The 22,258-nt window shown below is 39.6% G+C and carries 17 protein-coding genes; 14 read left to right on the top strand and 3 right to left on the bottom strand.

From position 1 onward, the window contains the following. Positions 1–63: 63 nt before the first annotated feature. Both AABJ44_RS07345 and AABJ44_RS07340 read right to left on the bottom strand, forming a co-directional pair. Positions 64–1,725 carry a B12-binding domain-containing radical SAM protein gene (locus tag AABJ44_RS07345; RefSeq protein ID WP_338371234.1) on the bottom strand — a complete coding sequence of 554 codons (1,662 nt, stop codon included), beginning with the start codon at positions 1,723–1,725 and terminating at the stop codon, positions 64–66. After that, entirely contained in the window at positions 1,726–3,177 is a 1,452-nt protein-coding gene (locus tag AABJ44_RS07340; RefSeq protein WP_338371233.1) for a monomeric [FeFe] hydrogenase, read from the bottom strand. A 206-nt stretch (positions 3,178–3,383) separates the two neighbouring features. On the opposite strand from AABJ44_RS07340, the gene AABJ44_RS07335 reads away from it, so the two are divergent. The 6 genes from AABJ44_RS07335 (at position 3,384) to AABJ44_RS07310 (ending at position 12,882) form a co-directional block, all read left to right on the top strand. Then, the gene (locus tag AABJ44_RS07335; protein WP_338371232.1) at positions 3,384–5,009 is read left to right on the top strand and encodes a methyl-accepting chemotaxis protein; all 1,626 of its coding nucleotides are present in this window, start codon (positions 3,384–3,386) and stop codon (positions 5,007–5,009) included. A gap of 145 nt (positions 5,010–5,154) precedes the next feature. Continuing rightward, positions 5,155–6,096, top strand: a complete 942-nt coding sequence (locus AABJ44_RS07330) for an L-lactate dehydrogenase (protein ID WP_074645108.1) — start codon at positions 5,155–5,157, stop codon at positions 6,094–6,096. A gap of 104 nt (positions 6,097–6,200) precedes the next feature. Then, complete coding sequence (fumC, locus tag AABJ44_RS07325) at positions 6,201–7,589, top strand: class II fumarate hydratase (RefSeq protein WP_074645110.1); 1,389 nt, start codon at positions 6,201–6,203, stop codon at positions 7,587–7,589. Between the two features lie 126 nt (positions 7,590–7,715). Beyond that, complete coding sequence (locus tag AABJ44_RS07320; RefSeq protein WP_338371231.1) at positions 7,716–9,086, top strand: sensor domain-containing diguanylate cyclase; 1,371 nt, start codon at positions 7,716–7,718, stop codon at positions 9,084–9,086. Beyond that, positions 9,083–12,142, top strand: a complete 3,060-nt coding sequence (locus tag AABJ44_RS07315) for a hybrid sensor histidine kinase/response regulator (RefSeq protein WP_338371230.1) — start codon at positions 9,083–9,085, stop codon at positions 12,140–12,142. The genes AABJ44_RS07320 and AABJ44_RS07315 overlap by 4 nt, the downstream gene beginning before the upstream one ends. After that, positions 12,139–12,882, top strand: a complete 744-nt coding sequence (locus AABJ44_RS07310) for a response regulator (RefSeq protein ID WP_074645115.1) — start codon at positions 12,139–12,141, stop codon at positions 12,880–12,882. The genes AABJ44_RS07315 and AABJ44_RS07310 overlap by 4 nt, the downstream gene beginning before the upstream one ends. Here the strand turns inward: AABJ44_RS07310 and AABJ44_RS07305 are convergent. Continuing rightward, positions 12,879–14,735, bottom strand: a complete 1,857-nt coding sequence (locus AABJ44_RS07305; protein ID WP_338371229.1) for a glycoside hydrolase family 36 protein — start codon at positions 14,733–14,735, stop codon at positions 12,879–12,881. The genes AABJ44_RS07310 and AABJ44_RS07305 overlap by 4 nt on opposite strands. Before the next feature lie 277 nt (positions 14,736–15,012). Here AABJ44_RS07305 and AABJ44_RS07300 point away from each other — a divergent pair, with 277 nt between their 5' ends. From AABJ44_RS07300 to AABJ44_RS07265, 8 genes are read left to right on the top strand one after another with little or no spacing between them, the layout of a single operon-like run. Beyond that, positions 15,013–15,807: a CoB--CoM heterodisulfide reductase iron-sulfur subunit B family protein gene (locus AABJ44_RS07300; RefSeq protein WP_338371228.1), complete on the top strand. Its 795-nt coding sequence runs from the start codon at positions 15,013–15,015 to the stop codon at positions 15,805–15,807. Further along, positions 15,807–16,196 carry a 4Fe-4S dicluster domain-containing protein gene (locus AABJ44_RS07295; RefSeq protein WP_074645120.1) on the top strand — a complete coding sequence of 130 codons (390 nt, stop codon included), beginning with the start codon at positions 15,807–15,809 and terminating at the stop codon, positions 16,194–16,196. Before AABJ44_RS07300 ends, AABJ44_RS07295 begins: the two co-directional genes overlap by 1 nt. A 15-nt stretch (positions 16,197–16,211) precedes the next feature. Continuing rightward, complete coding sequence (locus tag AABJ44_RS07290) at positions 16,212–18,224, top strand: 4Fe-4S binding protein (RefSeq protein WP_338371226.1); 2,013 nt, start codon at positions 16,212–16,214, stop codon at positions 18,222–18,224. Between the two features lie 18 nt (positions 18,225–18,242). After that, positions 18,243–18,683: a hydrogenase iron-sulfur subunit gene (locus AABJ44_RS07285; protein ID WP_074645123.1), complete on the top strand. Its 441-nt coding sequence runs from the start codon at positions 18,243–18,245 to the stop codon at positions 18,681–18,683. Next, positions 18,668–19,630, top strand: a complete 963-nt coding sequence (locus AABJ44_RS07280) for a 4Fe-4S dicluster domain-containing protein (protein ID WP_338371225.1) — start codon at positions 18,668–18,670, stop codon at positions 19,628–19,630. The genes AABJ44_RS07285 and AABJ44_RS07280 overlap by 16 nt, the downstream gene beginning before the upstream one ends. Beyond that, positions 19,630–20,697 carry a 4Fe-4S dicluster domain-containing protein gene (locus AABJ44_RS07275; protein ID WP_338371223.1) on the top strand — a complete coding sequence of 356 codons (1,068 nt, stop codon included), beginning with the start codon at positions 19,630–19,632 and terminating at the stop codon, positions 20,695–20,697. Before AABJ44_RS07280 ends, AABJ44_RS07275 begins: the two co-directional genes overlap by 1 nt. Continuing rightward, entirely contained in the window at positions 20,697–21,527 is an 831-nt protein-coding gene (locus AABJ44_RS07270; protein ID WP_074645128.1) for an FAD/NAD(P)-binding protein, read from the top strand. Before AABJ44_RS07275 ends, AABJ44_RS07270 begins: the two co-directional genes overlap by 1 nt. 16 nt (positions 21,528–21,543) lie before the next feature. After that, positions 21,544–22,245: a 4Fe-4S dicluster domain-containing protein gene (locus tag AABJ44_RS07265; protein ID WP_338371221.1), complete on the top strand. Its 702-nt coding sequence runs from the start codon at positions 21,544–21,546 to the stop codon at positions 22,243–22,245. Positions 22,246–22,258: the final 13 nt, after the last annotated feature.

Raw genomic sequence — 22,258 nt, 5'->3', positions numbered from 1 at the left:
AGTAATATATACTTTTGATGGATTTTGGTCAATATCAAAAAAGGGATTTTTTCAAAAAAAGTTTTATTTTTTTACAAATCTAAAATCTACCTCACCCCTGTTCTTGAAAGTCTGGATTCTGCATGGCTGAGGTTTAAGATTCTCAGCAAACCATTTGATATCACTCGCATAATCTGAAGCAACATATTCTGCATTGTAATTTAATGTAATAGTTTCTGATTTTCCTGTATCAGTAGTTCGTGAAATTGCTCCGTAAAATTTTACAATATCTTCAGCAGCCCTGTAATATCTGTCGAGTTTTCGCTCTGCAAAAAGCCCTTTTAAGAAATCCAGCTGAACCTTCTCTATTTTAAAATGTTCACAACAATTCTCTAAATCAGAATTACCGGCCAGCTTTTTATCATAGAAGATTTCAAAAAGTTTACTACCCTTAATTCTCAAAACACGGCACACAGAGTTAAACCATGGAACAGCACGTCCATCATTGTAAAAGACACTGCAGGCATTAGCCAGTTTTTCAGCTTTCTTCATATCTTCAACGCTGAACTTACCATTCTTAATTACATGATAAGGCGGATCTTTTTCCCATATAAGCCCCAGTCCCTCTGCCCTGTCATATAAATCAGTTCCAGGCAAAACAGAAAGACAGAATACTTCAAGATTATTCGGATACAAAGAAAGTGCAAAATCAAGCCCGTCCCGGAAAGAGCCGAAAGTCTCACCCGGCAATCCGAAAATCAGATCAAGACCGAAAGTAACACCTTCTTCATTCAGAATCGAAATACCCTTTAAAAACTTCTTTCTGTCGCAGGGGCGGTTTACGAGTTTCAAAACTTCATCATTTGCACTCTGCAAACCAATCTGTAATGCACATGGAATCTTAGTAAATTCCCGGGCAAGTTCCCTGTCAATCAATTCAGCTCTGGCTTCAAAATAGTAAAAAGTATCAGGAGTTTTTTCCCTGATCAGACGAAGCAGCTCCAGAGCTCTCTTTTTATTTATATTATAAGTTGGATCCAGAACAAAAACCTGCGGAACCTTTTTCTTCGAAAACAGTTCAAGCTCAGCCTTAATGCGTTCCATCGGGAAAAGCCTTACAGTTTTTGCACCCTTAGATTCATAACAATAAGAACACTTATAAGGACAGCCTCTTGCAAGTTCCCACAAAGCACCTTCGTATTCCGCAGGATCAATAATCCCGTCAAGATAAGGCGAATGAACAAGAGCCAGATCAGGAGATTGAGAAATTATTACTTTGTTTGATTTATTAGACTTATTCAGTATTTGCATAATCAGTAAAGGAACAGTAATTTCACCTTCACCGCTTACAGTGTAATCAAAATCTTTATAGAAAGAAGGATGAGCTGTAATTTCAGGTCCGCCGGCAATTGTAACAGCGCCTTTTGCCTTCAAAAGAGCCGCAGCCCATCTGAGAATTTCTACATTCCATACAAAACACGAAAAACAGACAATCAGGCCCTCTGAACTTTCACGGCCCTTAGCAATTTCCCAGATTTTCTCTGCTATAAATGCAGCCCTTTTATCAGTATCATCCAGCATCTTAAAATCATCATCTTCAATAGTGAATGCCTTAAGCTGCACCTTTACATTATCCTTAAGCCCCGGCCAGTTCTTAATCGCCGTCGCAATACAAGCCGCCCCGAGCGGCAGAGCCTGCGGAGATTTTTCAATCAGTAAAGTTGTGCAGATTACTGGAACCGCCAATTATTTTCCTTCCTTTACATATTTATCAAGCTGCACATTAGCAAGATTCACTTTCTGAATAACACAAGGACCGGCCACACAGCCGCCTTCGCAGCTCATAACCTCAACAAGGTTACCGTCTTCTTCCTTAGCCTCAACACGTCCGGCATTTATCTCACCATAATACTTAAGCTTTTTCATACCTTCCTTATCAAGACCGTTAATAACATCAAGCTTCAAAATAGAAGGATCAGTAAGACGACACTTTACAGCCTCAGCAACACCACCAGTTCTTGCAAAATTACGGCCGCTCGCACTCGGAACCTCAGTCTTTACAACAGGTTCAAGCTTACTTACAGCAATTCCTTTAGCTTCAAAGAAAGCTCCGAGCTCTTCGGCAGTAATAACATAATCAACAAGGTCATCATCAAAGCCCTCGCGACGTTTTGCAAGACAAGGACCAACAAAAACAGTCACACACGAAGGATCATCCTTTTTAGCAATTTCAGCCGCATAATGCATAGGACTTCTTGTCTCGCTTACACATGGGTCAAGATCCGGAACATGAATATGCACCGCCCTCACATAAGCCGAACAGCAAGAAGTAGTCATCAGCTTATCGCCGCGCTTCATACGCTCACTAAATTCAGCCGCTTCCCGGTCCGCAGTAATATCAGCACCAGCTGCAACCTCATACACAGTTGTAAAACCAAGCTGTTCAAAACCGCGCTCAAGCTGCCCCGCACTGCACTTAAACTGAGAAGCAATCGAAGGTGCATACATCACACTCACTCTGCTTCCATTCATAATGTGCTTTATAACATCCACAAGCTGGCTCTTATCCATCATAGCGCCGAATGGACATTCCCTCATACATTTACCGCAGTAAATACACTTGTGAAAATCAATAACTTCATGACCGTCTTCGCCCTTAGAAATAGCCCCTACAGGACACGCTGCCTCACACGGAACAGTAATTTTAATAATCGCATGATAAGGACAGTTCTGTTCACAAAGTCCGCAGTGAATACATTTATCTGCATCAATATGAGCATGATGAACAATATGAATCGCCTTTTTAGGACAGTTCACCATACAAGGACGGGCAAAACATCCCTGACACGCATTAGTAACCATAAAGTTCTGCTTAACACAACCGTTACATGCTTCGTGCAAAACAGTAATCATCGGCCAGGTTGGTTTTTCACGCGACAAAGCTTCCCGTGCATAATCATCAAGATCATTCAAATCATTATAGTTCTCAACCGAAATTCCCATTCTCGCAAGCAGACGCATTCTTAAAAGCTCGCGGTCATGATAAATACAGCATCCAATAGGAGCCGTACCGGCAGGCCTCATTTCAGTCGGGATTTTATTTATTTTTCGGGAATCAAGTTCACCATCAAGTTGAAGTTTTGCAATTCTAACAAGAAGTTCTTTTTTTACATTATTCGCGTTATTATTTATGTTCATTCTTCTATTATATAGATTTATCTGAAGAGGGAAAAGCCATATGAAGGGGAAAGTCTTCCCCTCGCTCCAACCGCCTCCGGCGTTTTCCGCTACCCCTTCCAGCGGGGACACCCCGCAACGCCCCGTCCCTATCCCCAGCCCTCCATACAAAATAATTATCATTTTTTATTTGCACTAACATCATTTATAAACTAAAATAAAACTGTATGAGTTTTAATTCTTTTAATCAGAAATTTTTCCCGTCTAAGGACATTCTCGATAAATGTCCAATGCGCGAACGTGAACAGCTTTCAATGCTGGTCGGTGCAAATATCGTATTTATGATAATGTTCGGGCTTTTTGGACTTGTACTCTTCATCTTCAAATACTTTATAGTAGGTACAGGTGGATTATTTCTTTTAGCATTCTTCATTACTTCACTATACTTTATAAAGAAAGGCCATATTCATTTAGGATCCTGGATTACCACCTCCGCGATAATGGTAATAGCCGCCATTGAATGTTATGGAGCGCCTTTTTCAATCACAAATTACTTACCTTACCGGGACAGTTGTTTCATTGCAGTAATGGGTGTCTGTAATTATGTAATTTCTTTAAGACGCCGTCAGATGCATAGTTTCTTCACATTCGGACTCATTCTCTGGTTTGTAACTAATGCCACTGTATACCGACCAATTTATATTGCAAATAAGAATATAGCAGTAATGAATATTCTTATCTGTACACTTGCAATTTTAGTTTCAAATATCTGTCTTCTGCTTTTCGACAGTTTTACAAGACGCGTAGTTACCCGTGCAGAAGAGAACGAAAATAAATCTTCTCTTGCCCTTTCAAAAATCTCAAATGTAATTATTGAAACTGCAGAAGGACTTAATATCGGTAAACAGCTTTCAGAATCTACAAATAAAGCTTCATCCAGTGTTTCAGAAATCCGTGAATTGTATAATTACATCAATACTGAAACTACAACCTTAAGTTCAGAAGCAATTACAATTAAAGACTCAAGCTATCAGATCAATGACAAAGCAGAACAGATGAAAAAGAGCGTTCAGAGCCAGAGCGATGCTATTTCAACAACCTCTGCAGCTCTTACAGAAATGTCTGCCAGTCTTACAAATATCAGCAGTATTGCAAACGATCAGAGAGCCGGAATGAATTCCCTTGTACAGAACCTCGACTCTCAGATGAAGCTTCTTCAGGACCTTGTAAACGATATGATGAAGGTAAAGGAATCTTCAGACAAAGTTTCAACCTTCGTAGAAGCCGTAAATAAGATTGCTTCCCAGACAGGTCTTCTTGCCATGAACGCCTCAATCGAAGCAGCTCATGCCGGAACTCTTGGAAAGGGTTTCTCAGTTATCGCCCAGGAAATCCGTAAACTTTCAGAAGAAACTTCAAAGAATGCCCAGAAGATTACAGATACTCTCGAAGAAAACGGTACAATCGTAAATGCTACATCAGAATCTGTAATTTCATTCTCTGAATATACAAAGACAACTACAGACACACTCCGCAAAACAATCCTCGTTATGGAAGAGATTCTTTCCGGAGTTTCGGAAATCGATACCGGAACCCGCGATGTAATGAATGCACTTACACGTATTGTTGATGATGCGAACACAAATACCCGTCTTGCAGAAGGAGTTGCCACAGAAATCATTCAGCAGAACACTGCCCTTCAGAATATTTCCAGCGGTACAGAACAGCTTCAGCAAAAGGTAAGCAGTCTTGAAAATCTTTTGAACAACATTCGTAATGCTATTGATGAAATTGATGCAAATGCATCTGCTAATGCTGAAGTTGCCGAAAAGATTTCCGGTGCATTGTGTTAGTTTATTGATATAACTTGATTCTTTTCCTCTCGTTTTTCTATTAACAAAAAACGTTTAATAGATTATAATTAAAAAGATATATTAGGCTTAATATATTCAATATAGTATTTAAATAGATATATTTATTTTGATAGGAGACAGAAATATGTCAAGAAAAATTACAATCATCGGTGCAGGACAGGTTGGATCAACTGTTGCCTATGCTCTTACTTTGAAGCAGATTGCTTCAGAAATCGTCATCATCGACATTATTAAAGAAAAAGCTATGGGAGAAGCAATGGATATCCGCCAGGGTACTCCTTTCATTGGCCCAGTTTACGTTCACGATGGTGATTATGAAGATGCAAAGGATTCCGACATCGTAGTATTCACTTCTGGTGTTGGCCGCAAACCTGGACAGTCACGTCTTGACCTTACACAGACTAACGTTGATATCACAAAGTCTGTAATTCCTCAGATTACTAAGGCTGCTCCTAACGCTCTTTATGTTATTGTTGCAAACCCTGTTGATATTCTTACATATCAGTTTGTAAAAACTGCCGGTATTCCTGCTAACCGCATTTTCGGTACAGGTACTATGCTTGATACTGCTCGTTTCCGCGCTCGTATTGCAGAAACATACAAAGTAGCTCAGGAAAACGTACACGGATACGTATTCGGTGAGCACGGAGATTCTTCTTTCGTACCTTGGTCTCTTGCAAATATCGGTTCTATCCCGGTAGATTCATTTGCTAAATCATACCACGGACCAAAACTCCCAGACTTCGACAAGAACGACGTAGAAGACTATATCCGCAAGTCAGGTGGAATCATCATTGCTGCTAAGAAATGTACAAACTATGCTATCGGTGTTACAACAGCTACTCTCTGTGAAGCTTTGAACTACGAAACAGATTCAGTTCTTACAATTTCTTCTATGCTCGATGGCGAATACGGAATTAAGGATGTATGTCTTTCTATCCCAACAATCATCGGTGCAAACGGAATTAAGGGACGCCTCGAAGCTCCTCTTACAGATTCAGAAATTGAATCTCTCCGCCACAGTGCAGAATGTCTCAAAGACGTTATTAAACAGGTAAACTTCTAATATAATATTAATCGTCATTGCGAGCGTAGCGAAGCAATCCATTTAATATAGACTGCTTCGTCACAAAGTTCCTCGCAATGACAATTTTTTTAAGGATGAAAACTATGGAATACAAAATTGAACATGACTCAATGGGTGAAGTAAAAGTTCCAGCAGATAAATACTGGGGCGCTCAGACTGAACGCAGTCACGAAAACTTCGAAATTGGTGTTGGCATTGAAACAATGCCACGTGAAATAACAAAGGCTTTCGGTTACCTCAAAAAGGCAGCTGCAATGGCAAACAATGCCCTCAAGCCTGAGAAAATGACCAAGGAAAAGCTTTCTGCAATTAAAAAGGCTTGTGATGAAGTAATCGCCGGCAAACTCAACGATCACTTCCCACTCGTTGTATGGCAGACAGGTTCTGGTACACAGAGCAACATGAATGCAAACGAAGTTATCGCTAACCGCGCTAACGAAATTGCAGGTAAAAAACTCTGTCATCCAAATGATGACATCAACATGAGTCAGTCTTCAAACGATACCTTCCCTACTGCACTTCACATTTCTGCAGTATGTGCTATCGAAGACAAGCTCTTCCCAGCTATCGACACTCTGGTAGAAACTTTCAAGAAACTTGAAAAAGAAAATATGAAGATTGTAAAGAGTGGTCGTACACACCTTCAGGATGCTGTACCTATTTCTTTCGGTCAGGAAATTTCCGGCTGGAGAACTTCTCTTGAGCAGGATAAAAAGATGCTCCAGTCTTCACTTCCATTCCTTAAACAGCTCGCTCTCGGTGGTACAGCTGTAGGAACTGGTTTGAACGCACCTAAGGGCTTTGACAAAAAGGTTGCTGAATGTGTATCTGAACTCACTGGAAAGAAGTTCGTTACAGCACCTAACAAGTTCCACGCTCTTACTTCTAAAGACGAATTAGTATATGCACACGGAGCAATCAAGGCTCTTGCTGCAGATATGATGAAGATTGCTAACGATGTTCGCTGGCTCGCATCTGGTCCTCGTGATGGTCTTGGAGAAATCCGCATTCCTGAAAACGAGCCGGGTTCATCAATCATGCCGGGAAAAGTAAACCCAACACAGTGTGAAGCTGTAACAATGGTTGCAGTTCAGGTAATGGGTAACGATGCTGCTATCGGTTTCGCGGCTTCACAGGGTAACTTTGAATTGAACGTATTCATGCCTGTTATCGCATACAACTTTATTCAGAGTGCACGTCTTCTTGCAGAAGCAATGCTTTCTTTCAACAAGAACTGTGCAGTTGGAATTAAGGCAGACAAGGCTAAGATGCATCATAACCTTTACAACTCTTTAATGCTCGTAACAGCATTGAACCCATATATCGGTTATGAAAATGCTGCTAAAACAGCTCACAAAGCATTTGATGAAAACATTTCATTGAAGGATGCCTGCGTAGGACTCGGATTCCTCACAGCTGCTGAGTTTGATAAAGTATTCAAACCAGAAGCAATGGCATTCCCACAGAAATAGCCAGTAATCGAAGAACCTAAACCGGGCTGCGACAGCGGGCCGGTTTAGGTTCTTCTAAAGAATGATTCAGAGACAAGCTGTGCTTGCCGACCTTCAGTAATTATTATTTATTTTAAGGATAATTTATTGAAACAGAAACTACCAGTAATAATTCTTCTTTGTATTTCACTTGTTCTTCTCACCTTTATAACTCCATCTTTTTTACATAATAAGAAACATGAAATATCCAATAATCAGCTTGTTGCTTCTCATATTTACGGACTCATTGCCGGAAATATTGAACGACCAATCGGTATTTCAACTGGTTTAAGTTCAGATGAATTCCTTGTACGCACCCTTGAGCAGGAAGAAAACATACCTGAAAACATTATGGAAGAAATGATGTCTTCTTTCCTTGGTGCAGTAAAAAATCAGTTTGGTTATGATGCTTCATTTGTTGTTTCAGAAAAAACAAAACGCTACTACACTCCTACTGGAATTGCTAAAATCGTAAACCCTCAGGAAGATCCTTATGATAACTGGTATCAGATGTTCCTTGATACAAATCTTCCTATTCAGCTTGAAACAGACCGCGATCAGTTATTTGACTGGCGCTGGAGTATTTTTATAAACGCACGTATTGTTGATTCCAATGGCACAACTCTAGGAGTCTGTGGAATTGCTCTTTCAATGGAAGACTGGCAGAAAATGCTTTTAGCTGTTGAAAAAGAATACAAAGTAAAAATCAATCTTATCGATACACAAGGTCTTGTGCAGATTGATACAGATTTTAATAATATAAAGAATGCATACCTTTCAGAAGCAATTTCTGATCATGCTTCCGAAAAAGAATTTACCCATACAGATAAAGCTGGCCACGGTTACCGCATGACCCGTTTTATGCCTAACTTAAAATGGTATCTTGTTGTTCAGGGTAAAAATGAAATTGAAGCACAGTTTGCAGGTGCTTCTATAATTCTTGTAATTTATATTCTCCTTTTTGTTTGTCTTTTCTTATCATTATTTGATACTAATAAAAAGTATAAACAGCATGAATTTGTTATAAAATCGACAAGTCCTGTAGATGAATTAACAAAACTTCCAAATCGTAATTATCTGAAAGAAGCTTATGGAGAACTCGGAGTATTTAATACTACCCGTTATAAATCTCTCTCAGTTTTTGATATTGATCATTTCAAGGTAATAAACGATGAGCGCGATGGCGACAAAATTGTTCTTGGAATTGTAGAAATTGCTAAGGAACTTCTTGATGACAGAGGAATTCTATTCCGCTGGTCAGGAGATGAATTTGTTTTATTCATGGAAATGGAAATTGATGAAGCTGAAAATCAAATGAAAGCTCTCTGTGAAAAAGCAAAGGAAAAACTTGATATAACAGTTTCTGTTGGTCTTGTAAAAGTTGATCTTTCAGTTTCTATCAAAATAAATTATTACCGTGCCGTGCAAAACTGCTATGCAATTAAAGAAGCAGGTGGAAATGGCGTTGGAAGGCAATGAGAGAAAAATCTTCGAACCTTCTTAAAAATCAGACTGTAATACTGATACTCTCCAGTATAGCTCTTACCTTTTTAGTAACTGCCTTAATCCTTATTGCTCAATCGCATACACTTTTACTTAAAAATTATACAAATGCAATTTATCTTGAATCAGAAAAGAAATCCCTCGAACTGAATTATTTTTTTAATACTGCAGAAGATATTGTAGCTGGCTGGAAGAAATATATTCTCATGAATCTTGATGAAAAGAAATTCCAGGATGAAAAAAACTATGAAAATGATTTTTTGAGAGATTTATCTACAAAAATGGCTTCAGACGTTGTAAATGAAAAAGGAGTTGTCTGTACCTTTTTCCGTCTTGAAGCAGAAACCTATGGACCTACCCGAGGTATATTCCTCATCGGTGGATATCAGAAAACTTATGTAAGTGTTCGTCTGACAGATCTTTCAAAATATTCACCAACAGATACAGATCATGTCGGCTGGTATTATCTTCCTATCTGGAACAAAAGCCCGGTATGGACTTCTCCCTATGATAATGAAAATCTCCGCCAGAAAATTATTTCTTACAGTGTTCCTGTATATAAAAACGGTAAACTTCTCGGAGTTTTAGGAATTGATTTAAGTCTTGCAATCATTGAAAATATTGTACATTCCCTTAAAATTGATAACTCTACAGGACTTCTTTTTGGAAAAGAACAGAATCATATTCATTTATATAAAAAAGAAGAAATGTCTAATTCCGTTGAACGCTCTGTAGACATTGCAACCATGATGGAACAATTCCGAAAGGCAGATAGCAAAAAACTCACCAGATTCACCTGGGAAGGAAAAAAGCATTTCGGAATCTTAAAACAACTTGATAATGGAATGACTTACATAACGGCAATTACTCAGGATGAGGCTATGCAGCTGATTAACGGTCAGATAAATTCACTCATCATAATATTTTTATTTGTCTGTTTAATTACTTCCCTGCTCTTCTTTTTCTTAAAGCGTAAAATTATCATTCCATTTAATATCTTATTCAAAACAACAAACCGTCTTGCACGTGGAGAATTATACGTAGATATTCCATATACTTCGGATAATGAAATTGGAACTCTCACAAATAATATCCGTATGATGACTACTCAGATGAAAGAATACATTGAGTACATCAGTGAGCAGACAAAAAAAGAACGTGCTGCAAAGGAAGCTGCTCTTACCGAAAGTCAGATAAACGCTGCTGCCTCACAGGCAAAAAGTGCATTCCTTGCAAATATGAGCCACGAAATCAGAACTCCAATAAATGCAGTACTCGGCATGAATGAAATGATTCTTCGAGAATCTAAAGATAAAGCAATTATCGGTTATTCATCGAATATCAAAATAGCCGGTGTAAACCTTCTTTCCATTGTAAATGACATTCTCGACTTCTCTAAAATCGAAGCCGGCAAAATGGAACTTATTCCAGATAACTATGAAGTTTCTTCAATGATTATAGACCTTTTAAATATGACACGAGACCGTGCAAAAGCTAAAGGCCTTAAATTTAATCTGAATGTAAACTCTTCACTTCCTAAAACCTTATATGGAGACAGTATCCGTATAAAGCAGTGTATTATAAATCTTCTTACTAACGCAATTAAATATACAAAAGAAGGTTCCGTAACTTTTGAAATTGATTTCAAAAAACAAGATGATGACAACATTCTCCTTAAAGTAAATGTAAAAGACACCGGCTGCGGTATAAAAACAGAAGACATAGATAAACTCTATAAACCTTTCGAACGAATTGATGAAATAAAACACAGAACAATTGAAGGAACAGGTCTTGGAATAAGCATTGTAAACAGACTTCTTGATATGATGGGAAGTATGCTTAAAGTAAAGACAATTTATGGCAAAGGCTCAGACTTCTCTTTTGAAATTAAACAGAAAGTTGCAGACTGGACAGCCGTTGGTGATATCAATGAAGCTTATGAAGAAAGCGTTATGGAGATGGCAGATTATAAAGAAAAGCTTCATGCCCCAAAAGCAAAACTTTTATTTGTTGATGATACAGAAATGAATCTTGATGTCGTTAAGGGCCTTCTCAAAAACACTGGAATTACAGTTGATACAGCTCTTAGTGGTAAACAGGCACTCGAAGCAATCAAAACTACAAAATACGATATTCTTTTTATTGATCATAGAATGCCCGAAATGGATGGTATAGAAACCCTTCATGCAATGAAAGAAATGTCAGACAATCTTTGTGCCGGAAAACCTTGTATTGCTTTAACTGCAAATGCTATTAGTGGTGTCAAAAAAATGTATCTTGAAGAAGGTTTTGATGATTATCTTTCTAAACCTGTAAATCCGGCAAAACTCGAAGAAATGATTCGCCGTTATCTTCCTGAAGATTATATTGAAGCAGCCCCAGAAGAAGAAAATGAAACTTCAGTCAATACTGAAAATACAACAGAAACTTCCGAAGTAATTCGAACACTTTCAAATATAGAAGGTTTTGATATTTCTGAGGCCATCAGATTCACAGGATCTGAAGAAGTTCTATTATCTACAATAAAGCAATACTATACTTCAATGGATCAGAAAGCACAGGAATTACAGCAATACTTTGAAGCTGAAGACTGGAAAAATTATGAAATTAAAGTTCATGCACTAAAAAGCACTTCCCGTCTTATTGGTGCAAAAGAGCTTTCCAAACTTGCAGAACATTTGGAAAAGTGTGCAAATAATAATACAGTATCTGAAATACAGGAAAAACATAAGCCGCTTTTGGATCTGTTTTTGAGTTATAAAGAAAAACTTGCCCCTCTTGTAAAAGAAGAAAAAAATCAGACACCAGCAAAAGAAATTTCACAGGAAGAATTATCAGAGAAAATCAAGCTTCTTCTAGACTATGCCAATGATTTTGATATTGATGGTCTGGATTATCTTATTTCTGAATTATCTTCTGTTCAACTCCCCTTTGATTTTTCACAAAAATTTGATAAAATCAAAACCAGTGTTGAAAATGTTGATTTTAAAGAACTAAGAAATTTACTTTCTGAATGGAGCAATAATAAATGATGGATGAGCTTTTTATAGTTGGTGATTCTTCTCGTCTTGTTGTAAAGAATCTTATAAATCAGTTCAATGCTACAGACCTTAAAATAAATGTTTTTGCTCCAACTAACGAAGATGTAGACAGACTACCAAACTATTCAATTCAGCTTCTTATTCTTCTTTCAGATAACATTGAATTTAATATCATTAGAAAGATTGTTGTTTACCAGAAAAAATATGATTATCATTTATGTTTTGTCGGTAAAATGACAACCATTTCTCTGGAAGATAATAATTTTTTCAACAAGATTCCTTCTATTAAATTAGAATCCTACACTATTGATATTGAAAATCTTCTGGAACTGATGGAAAGAAATAATGTCAGCAAGAAACATATTCTTGTTGTAGATGACGAGCCTATTATTCTCAGAAGTATAAAAGTCTGGCTTGGTGATGATTTTCATTTGTCACTTGTCAGCTCAGGTGAAATGGCCCTTGAATTCCTTGATATGCACCCTGTTGATCTTGTTCTGTTGGATTATAAAATGCCGACTATGGATGGACCAAAGGTTCTGGAAGCAATCAGAAGTGATAAAAGACTTGCTAACCTGCCTGTTATTTTCCTTACAGCAAACAATGACAGACAGAGTGTAATAAACGCAATGCAGTTAAAACCAGATGGTTATATTCTCAAGAGCAAGGCTCCAGACGAAATTAAAGAAGCCGTTGTCGACTTCTTTAAAAATCGTATCATAAAAGTTTAACGGCGCAGCCAGAAAACTTTTCCTCTGAAGTCTCCGTCAAGTTCTGAACCAAACGTCTCTTTCAATTTCCAGTTTGAAAGTATCTCTGATAAAACTTTTGAAACATCAGCCTGAACATCTGCATTTTCAAATGTATGAACAATCAGCAATGCCTCGTTTTCGTACTCACGGAGAACAATCTGCAAGCCTTCCGGATTCAGATAATCTTTAACATTTGTCTGAATTAAACTTGTATATCCATTTTTGATGATATGACTTACTTTACCATAGAAATCTATAGCTTTAAGAGCCTGATTCCATTTATCATCAGCTAAATCAAAAATCTCACCAGAAAGACAAAGTCTGCCTAAAAAGCCTGAGGTAAGTACAAAGTTTATGCGGTGAATGTCTGCATCTGCTCGAAGCACAGCCCAGATCTGACTCTGTTCAGGACGAATAAGTCTGTGAAGATTTGCTGCAACTAAAGGAATGTCTTTTGCTTCATGGGCATCAGAAAAACTTGCCTGACTCACAAGTTCCATCATTGAAGGCTCAAGACGGTGCCCTCCACTTGCACAGTTTTCAATAACAAGTTCTGGCATCTCTTGTGCTATATGACGGAAATATTCCTGACTCTGACAAACACATTCACGAAGGTTTTCGCCAAGGCTTTCCTCGCCATCAACTCCCTGGCCGATATTTTCATTATAATCAACCTTCAGATATCCCATCTGGCATTCTTTAAGAAGTCCTAAAACTTTTTCGTCCAGATAATTCCATACCCATTTCTGCCTCATATCCCAGAAGCGTCGTGCCCCTACTGTTACCGAGTAATTATCGCGTTTGAGTACGTGGTCAGTTTCATTAAAAGCACCGGCTACAGTTCCTACATTTTCAAACTCAAACCAGATTCCAGGAATCAGACCATGCGAACGAATCATATCTGCAGCAGACTTAATTCCTTCTGGAAAAAGCTTTTTGCTTGGAATCCAGTCACCAGCTGCATCAAACCAGTTTTCAACTCCATCTGGCTTATACCATCCGCAGTCAATTACAAGATATTTGACTCCACTTCCATCAAGTTTTTCTGCAGTCTTAGTAAGATTTTCTATTGAAGGATTTCCCCATGTAGTGCAGTATTCGTTGAAAATTACAGGCAAGTCTTTATCAACCTCAGCAATCCGAGGCTTTTGAGCCTTTACAAGCAGATCACAGACTTCTTCAAGTGACGAGCCTTCTGCTATTACCGCCTTAGGAGTTTTGAACTTTTCTCCAGGTGTTAACTTTTTTGTCCAGTTTCCAAAGTCACGGTCTGCAAGTCCGCCCTGCACGCTTATATCATCTGTATTCCTGAATATCTCAATCTGCCAGCTGGATGCACAATAAAGCTGAATGCCGGTGAATTTCTTTTCTACCGAGTTTTCCAGAACCAGGAACGGGAACCACTTACGCACCGGCATTGAACCAATCTGCCCGAACTTTTCAATTCTAAAACCATGATTAGCCCAGGAACGTTCCATATTCAGGTCTGTTAAATCCTGAGAAAGCAGTTTACCCTCTGCACTCCAGAAAGCAGTTGCCCGATGTATTTTGTCTGCTTTCATTCCTTTTAATGCAAAACTTGAAAGCAATTCTATATAGGCATCTGAAGTGCCGGTATTTTCAATTTCTGTAAAGCATTCATAAACTTTTTTCTTTTTGTTATGAATTGATTTTACTTTAATTCCATTCTTTCCTTCGAAACAGGTTTCATTTTCTGACTCAACTGTTTTTTTACATTCACGAACAGACTCACTCTGAGAAAGTGTATGTCCGTTTCCATATCCATTATTATAAGAGTCGCCTCTAAGGCGCCATTCTGCATAAAATTCCATGTTTATATTATAAATCTTAATGATTAAAAAAATAGAACGAAAGTCTGAAATTGATTGAACGTTTAACTAATTTTTATGACGTCATTCTGAACTTTTTCAGAATCTATTTTAAAGATCCCGAAACAAGTTCTGGATAACAATATTTATTAAAAAGCGGCGATTTTTAATCTTCACAAAAATTCAAATTCAAGGTATATTATTAGGATAATTAGGGAAAGAATCGGTAAAATTTTTTCTTTGATTTCCATATATGTATATTTATTAATTGGGAGCAAGTATGACATATTCTTATTTTCCAGGTTGTACGCTGAAAAACAAGGCTCTTGACCTTGATATTTATGCGCGTAAATCTGCGGAAGCATTAGGATTCACACTTGAAGAAATTCCTGAATGGCAGTGCTGTGGTGGTGAATACCCTATGGCAAAAGATGAAATCGCTTCTAAACTTTCATCTGTTCGTGCTTTGGCAAATGCACGTGATTCAGGACATGACTTGGTTACTCTCTGTTCTGCATGTTACAACGTTCTTAAGCAGGTTAATAACGATGTTGCAACAGACGAGAATGTAGCATTCAAGGTGAATAATTACCTCAAGCAGGATGAAATTGAGTATCATGGTGAAGCTAAAGTAGTTCACTATCTCGAAATTCTGCGTGATGTTGTAGGCTGGGACAAAGTAAAGGCTGCTGTTAAAAAGCCTTTCACCGGTAAAAAAATCGGTGCTTATTACGGATGTCTTCTTCTTCGCCCAGGAAAAGTTCTTCAGTTAGACGATCCTGAAAACCCACAGATTATCGAGGACTTTATTAAAGCCATCGGTGGTACTCCAGTTATCTATGGACAGAGAAACGAGTGCTGTGGTGCTTACACAATGTTCGAAGATGAATCAATTCCTAAGAACAGATCTAAGAAAATCCTTTCTAATGCAGAAGATATGGGTGCTGACTTCCTTGTTACATCTTGTCCACTCTGCCGCTATAACCTTATCAAGAACAAAGGTGATTCAAAGCTCGATGTAATTTACTTCACAGAGCTCCTTGCAGAAGCACTTGGCTTGAAGGAGGAAAAGTAATGGAAAACAACGAACTTGCAAAAGAAATTATCCTTTTGAAAAGCGGCGTAAATCCTAAGAAATGTATGGTCTGCGGTAAATGTTCTGCTACCTGCCCTAACTATGATGCTATGGAATATCATCCACATCAGTTTGTTCAGATGGTAGAAAACGGAGACCTCGAGCCTCTTTTGAATTCTAAATCAATCTATGCATGTCTTTCATGTTTTGCCTGCCTCGAGCGTTGTCCACGCCAGGTAGAACCAGCTAAACTGATTGACGGTGTACGTCAGTATGTTGAAGGTCAGCGCGGTCCTCACCGTCTTGATCCTGTTCAGGTTCCAGAGCATCTGGATGATGATATGCCTCAGCAGGCTATCGTTAGTGCTTTCAGAAAGTACAAGAAATAAGGAGTGACATAGAAAATGGAAAGAATTGGTGTATTTGTATGTCACTGTGGTACTAACATTGCCGGAACAGTTGACGTAGAAAAAGTTGCAGAAGAACTTGGAAAGGTAGACGGAGTTGTTTATTCAACACACTACACTTACATGTGTTCATCTGCTGGTCAGAAAATGATTGAAGACCATATCAAAGACGACAAGCTTACAGGCGTTGTTCTTTGTTCATGTTCTCCACGTATGCACGAAAAAACCTTCCGTTCATGCGCAGAGCGTGCTGGTCTCAACCCATTCAAAGTTGAAGTTGCAAATATCCGTGAACAGACTTCATGGGTAATGAAAGATATGGAGCAGGCTACAGAAAAGGCCATTGCTCTTGGTAAAGCTGCCATTGCAAAGACAATCCTCGACACACCTCTTATCGCAGGTGAAACTCCAATGACAAAGCGCGCTTTGGTAATTGGTGGTGGTATTGCCGGTATTACAGCTGCCCTCGACATCGCAGATGCTGGTTTCCCAGTAGACATCGTAGAAAAAGACTACACTGTCGGTGGTAAGATGGCTAAACTTGATAAAACCTTCCCTACTTTGGACTGTGCATCTTGTATCGTAACTCCAAAGATGACAGAAGTTAGCCAGAATCCTAACATCCGCATTCTTTCAGCTTCTGAAGTTAGCAGAGTTTCAGGATATATCGGAAACTTCGAAATCGATATCAAACGTCACCCACGCTATGTTGATGAAACAAAGTGTACAGGTTGTGGTGCTTGTATCGAAAAGTGTCCTAACAAGAAGGTTCCAAACAGCTTTAACCTTGGTTTGAATAATCGCAAGGCAATTGATATTCCATTTGCCCAGGCTGTTCCAAAGGTAGCAAACATTGATGCTAACTACTGTCTCCACATGAAGGGTCTTGCTAACGGTAAAGACAATGTTTGTGGATTCTGTGAAAAAGCTTGTGCCGCAGGGGCTATCAAATTTGATCAGAAAGAAGAAATCATTACAGAAAAGTACGGTGCTATTATCGTAGCAACTGGATATAATCCTATCTCTCTCGAGAAGTTTGACGAATACGCTTATAACCAGAGCCCGGACGTTGTTTCATCACTTGAATTCGAACGTCTCTGCAACGCTTCTGGTCCTACAAACGGTCACCTTCTCCGCCCTTCAGACGGAAAAGAGCCAAAGACTATCGTATTCGTACAGTGTGTAGGTTCACGCTGTTCTGCAGATTCTACAAAAGGTCACGAGTACTGCTCTAAGATCTGTTGTATGTATACTGCAAAACACGCAATCCTTACACGCGACCATTATCCTGATACTAACTGTTATGTATTCTACATTGACGTTCGTACTCCAGGTAAACTCTTTGATGAATTCTATCGCCGCGCTGTTGAACAGTATGGCGTTCACTACATCAAAGGTCAGGTAGGAAAAGTTACTCCTCAGAGCGACGGAACTCTTGATGTTCAGGGAAGCGATTTGATTTTGAACAAACAGGTTCATATCAAGGCTGATATGGTTGTTCTTGCAGCATCTATCGAAGCAGACAAATCTGCTCGTCCACTTGCTACAATGCTTACAACTTCTATGGACAACAACGACTTCTTCCTCGAAGCTCACGCAAAACTCCGTCCTGTTGAAAGCCCAACTGCAGGTATCTTCCTTGCAGGATGCTGTCAGGGACCAAAAGATATTCCTGAAACTGTTGCTCAGTCTTCTGGTGCTGCTGCAAAGGCAATCTGCTTGCTCGTAAAAGACAAGCTCAAGAACGACCCTTGTACTGCAAATCCTGATGAAAATGCTTGTAACGGTTGTGGACAGTGTGCAAACGTTTGTCCTTACGGAGCTATTTCTTATGTTGATAAGGATTTCCGTGGTCCAAACAGAACTACAATTACACGCCACGTATCTCAGGTAAACAGTGCAATGTGTCACGGTTGTGGTGCTTGTACAGTTGCATGTCCTTCTGGCGCTATGGATCTTAAGGGATTCAGCAACAAACAAATCTTGGCGGAGGTTGATTCAGTTCTCTAATAACTGAAGAAATGAACTATGAGTGAAAATAAAAACTGGACGCCAAAGATTGTAGCATTCTGCTGTAACTGGTGTTCTTATGCAGGTGCCGACCTGGCTGGTAACAACCGTCTCGAGTATCCTGGAAATGTAAAGATTATTCGTATCCCATGTTCCTGCCGCTTGAATCCGCTCTTTATTTTGCGTGCATTCCAGCGCGGAGCAGACGGAGTTATTTTGTGTGGATGTCACCCTGGTGACTGTCACTACTCTACCGGAAACTACTTTGCACGCCGCCGTATGACTCTTCTTTTCTCTATGCTCGATTACCTTGGAATTGAGAAAGGTCGTACACGCGTTGAATGGTGTTCTGCTGCCGAAGGTGTACGCTTTGCCGGAATTATGAACGATTTCGTAAAGCAGATTACTGAGCTTGGCGAATGTAAAAAGCTGGAGGATGTAAGATGCAAGACAAATTAATCGCACGTGCAAAAGAACTTCTTGCAGAAGGCAAAGTTCAGAAAGTAGTTGGCTGGAAAAAAGGTCTTTTTGAAGATGATATTACTCCTGCAGTTTTCTCAAGTGCAGAAGAACTCGATAAAGACTTTGTATTCAACAAATACTGTGCTGCTAACCTTTCAAAATATCTTGTAGGAATTACAAGAAAAATTGAAATCGCTAAAAGCACAACAAGAATGAATAATACAATGGCAAAACAGCGTGATCCAAACGCTCAGGATGCCCCAATTCCACAGGAACATGTTCTTGTTTTCCTTAAGCCAAATGATACTTACTCATTTACACAGCTTTTGAAAGAAAACCGCATTACACGCGACGACGTTTATGCTATCGGAGTTCCATGTCAGGACACTCTCGACGGTGGTGACGTTTGCGAAACCTGTAAGAATAAAAAGCCAGTTTCATGCGACGAGCTTATCGGAGTTGAAGCAGACGTTACTCCTGTTGAATCTACACGCATGGCAGAAGTTGCAAAGATTGAAGCAATGACTGCAGATGAGCGCGACTCATTCTGGAAGAATGAGTTTTCCCGCTGTCTGCGCTGTAATGCATGCCGTGACATTTGTCCTGCATGTACCTGCGAAAAATGTGTATTCGACAACAACAAACTGTACACTTCTCAGAAAGTTGCACAGACTAACTTTGAAGAAAGCCTCTTCCATATTATCCGCGCATGGCACGTTGCCGGCCGCTGTACAGACTGTGGTGAATGTTCACGCGTTTGTCCACAGAACATCCCATTGTATCTCTTGAACCGCAAGTTCATTAAAGATATCAACGAGATTTACGGCGACTATCAGGCTGGAGCAGATATGGAATCTAAACCGGCTATGCTTACATTTAATGCCGAAGGCGACCCTGAAACAACTATCGTTTGGGACCGCTCTCACGATAAGGAGGCTGAATAATGTTATCTATTACAGCTGATAAAATTGATTCATTGTTTGAGCTCATCGGCACAAAGCAGCCTCTGTACCTGCCGGTAGACAACAATACTGGCAAAGCAGACTTCAAAAAGTGGGAAAAAGGCGTAAAGCTTTCTTCTAACTTAAAGACAGTCCGCTCTGCTAAAGACTTCTTCTTCCCTAAGACTGAGCATATGGTTAGCTACACAATGAAGGGAAAAGAAATCACAATGGAAGACCCACGCAAGGAACTCGAAGACTTTGTAGTTTTCGGTGTACGTCCTTGTGATGCAGTTGGATTTACAGTAATCGACAATGTTTACCTTCATATGAATCCGGTTGATTCTTATTACAAGAACCGCCGCGACCATGGAACAGTAATTACACTCGCATGTAACGAACCTGCTAAGACCTGTTTCTGTTCTACATACGGAATCGACGCAAGCCTTGATACAGACAAGAATGGTTCAAAAGGCGATGTAAGCTGCTGGCTTGCTGACGGAAAATATTTCTTTGAAGCAAACACAGACAAAGGTAAGAAGTTTGTAGAAGCTGCTAAGTCAGCACTCGCTGATGGTGACGCTAAAGCTGTAGAAGCTGCTAAGAAAGATATTAAAGACAAGACAGAAAAACTTCCGTTTGCTCATCTTGATCTTTCAAAATTCCAGGGCAAAGACATGCTCAAGATCTTCAACTCAAAAGTTTGGGATAAAGTTTCTGAAGCTTGTCTTGGATGCGGAACTTGTACTTATGTTTGCCCTACCTGTATGTGTTTTGACGTTCGAGACTTTGACACAGGAACAGATAAGGGAATCCGCCAGATCCGCTGCTGGGACTCTTGTATGTACAACGACTTCACTCAGATGGCTGCAGAAAACCCTCGTCACACACAGAAGGAAAGAAGCCGCCAGCGCTTTATGCACAAGCTCATGTACTATCCAATGGCACACGAAGGCTTGTTCAGCTGCGTAGGTTGTGGTCGCTGTCTCGAAAGTTGCCCTGTAAATATGAACATCGTAAAAGTTATCAAAGCTGTTCAGGAAACAGATGATATTGGAGGAGATAAATAATGGAACAGAACGAATCATTTATCCCTTACATCGGAAAAATTATTGACATCAAGCAGGAAACTCCTGACGTTAAAACTTTCAGCGTAGTAGGACTTGATGGAAAGAAATTGTTCAACCATATCCCGGGACAGTGCGCAATGCTCATCGTTCCTGGTGTTGGTGAATCAATGATTTCTATTACATCTTCACCTACTCTCGAATCTCACATGGAATTCTCAATCAAAAAGTGCGGTTGTGTAACTGAATGGCTCCACAACGCAGAAGTTGGTCAACAGATTTGTCTGCGCGGACCAGTTGGAAACGGATTCCCTGTAGAAGGCGCTCTTAAAGGAAAAGATATTCTCGTAATTGCCGGAGGTATTGGTATTGCTCCTGTACACTCTGTAGTAAATTATATGATGGATCACCGCGAAAACTACGGTAAGATTCAGGTAATTTACGGTGCCCGCTCAAAGGCAGACCTTGTTCGCCTTGATGAGATGCAGAATGTATGGATGAAACAGCCAAACTGTTCTATCGATATCACAATCGACCGTGCAGAAGAAGGCTGGGATGGTCACGTTGGATTCGTACCACCATTCATCACAGAGCTTAAACCGGATGCCGGCATGACAGTAATCATGTGTGGACCTCCAATCCTTATCCACATGTCGTTGAAAATCCTTAAGGACCTTGGCTTCAAGGATGAACAGATTTTCACAACTATGGAAATGCGCATGAAGTGCGGTATCGGTAAATGTGGACGCTGTAATATTGGTGACAAGTTCGTTTGTAAAGACGGTCCAGTATTCAGCTTTGATCAGCTCGGTGAATTACCACCAGAGTATTAATTTATAGGAGCAAAAAATGGCTGAAAAGAAAACTGAAAAAGAAATGGCAACAATTTATATTTTTGGTAAAAAATATGATGTTCCAGCTGAACTTACCATTATGAACGCAATGGAATATGCTGGATATCAGCTCAAGCGCGGTTGCGGATGCCGTAACGGTTTCTGCGGTGCTTGTGCTACAATCTATCGTATTAAGGGACAGAATCAGCTTCAGACTTGTCTGGCATGTTCTAAGAAGGTTGAAAACGATATGTATATCGCTACTCTTCCATTCTTCCCTCTCGTAAAGCAGATTTACGATATTAATAAGATTAAACCTGAGCAGCAGATTATGATGCAGCTCTATCCAGAGATTTACTCTTGTGTAGGATGTAACGCTTGTACACGTGCCTGTCCTCAGAACCTGCAGACAATGCAGTATATCGCTTATGCACAGCGCGGCGATTTTGCAAAGTGTGCAGACCTCTCATTCGACTGTGTAATGTGTGGCTGCTGTTCAAGCCGCTGTCCAGCAGGAATCTCTCACCCACAGGTTGCAGAGCTTGCTCGCCGTATCAACGGTAAGTACATCCAGCCGGAATGTCAGCACCTCATTGACCGTGTTAAGGAAATCGATGAAGGTAAATGCGAAGCTGAAATCAAGAAGCTTGTAAAGATGTGTACAGGTAATATTGATCAGATTAAGAATCTGTATAACACACGCGAAATTGAAAAATAAGGAAGGAGACGAA

Origin of the sequence: Treponema bryantii (assembly GCF_036492245.1) — a bacterium.
In the GTDB taxonomy this organism is placed as follows: domain Bacteria; phylum Spirochaetota; class Spirochaetia; order Treponematales; family Treponemataceae; genus Treponema_D; species Treponema_D bryantii_C.
The sequence above is the reverse complement of the archived record's forward strand: the minus strand, read 5'-3'. Positions and strand labels throughout refer to the sequence as shown.

Coding starts and splice junctions, on each gene's coding strand:
- AABJ44_RS07315 (WP_338371230.1), top strand. CDS start 9,083: ATGAGAGAAAAATCTTCGAACCTTCTTAAAAATCAGACTGTAATACTG.
- fumC (WP_074645110.1), top strand. CDS start 6,201: ATGGAATACAAAATTGAACATGACTCAATGGGTGAAGTAAAAGTTCCA.
- AABJ44_RS07265 (WP_338371221.1), top strand. CDS start 21,544: ATGGCTGAAAAGAAAACTGAAAAAGAAATGGCAACAATTTATATTTTT.
- AABJ44_RS07275 (WP_338371223.1), top strand. CDS start 19,630: ATGTTATCTATTACAGCTGATAAAATTGATTCATTGTTTGAGCTCATC.
- AABJ44_RS07305 (WP_338371229.1), bottom strand. CDS start 14,735: ATGGAATTTTATGCAGAATGGCGCCTTAGAGGCGACTCTTATAATAAT.
- AABJ44_RS07310 (WP_074645115.1), top strand. CDS start 12,139: ATGATGGATGAGCTTTTTATAGTTGGTGATTCTTCTCGTCTTGTTGTA.
- AABJ44_RS07280 (WP_338371225.1), top strand. CDS start 18,668: ATGCAAGACAAATTAATCGCACGTGCAAAAGAACTTCTTGCAGAAGGC.
- AABJ44_RS07290 (WP_338371226.1), top strand. CDS start 16,212: ATGGAAAGAATTGGTGTATTTGTATGTCACTGTGGTACTAACATTGCC.
- AABJ44_RS07285 (WP_074645123.1), top strand. CDS start 18,243: ATGAGTGAAAATAAAAACTGGACGCCAAAGATTGTAGCATTCTGCTGT.
- AABJ44_RS07335 (WP_338371232.1), top strand. CDS start 3,384: ATGAGTTTTAATTCTTTTAATCAGAAATTTTTCCCGTCTAAGGACATT.
- AABJ44_RS07340 (WP_338371233.1), bottom strand. CDS start 3,177: ATGAACATAAATAATAACGCGAATAATGTAAAAAAAGAACTTCTTGTT.
- AABJ44_RS07295 (WP_074645120.1), top strand. CDS start 15,807: ATGGAAAACAACGAACTTGCAAAAGAAATTATCCTTTTGAAAAGCGGC.
- AABJ44_RS07330 (WP_074645108.1), top strand. CDS start 5,155: ATGTCAAGAAAAATTACAATCATCGGTGCAGGACAGGTTGGATCAACT.
- AABJ44_RS07300 (WP_338371228.1), top strand. CDS start 15,013: ATGACATATTCTTATTTTCCAGGTTGTACGCTGAAAAACAAGGCTCTT.
- AABJ44_RS07270 (WP_074645128.1), top strand. CDS start 20,697: ATGGAACAGAACGAATCATTTATCCCTTACATCGGAAAAATTATTGAC.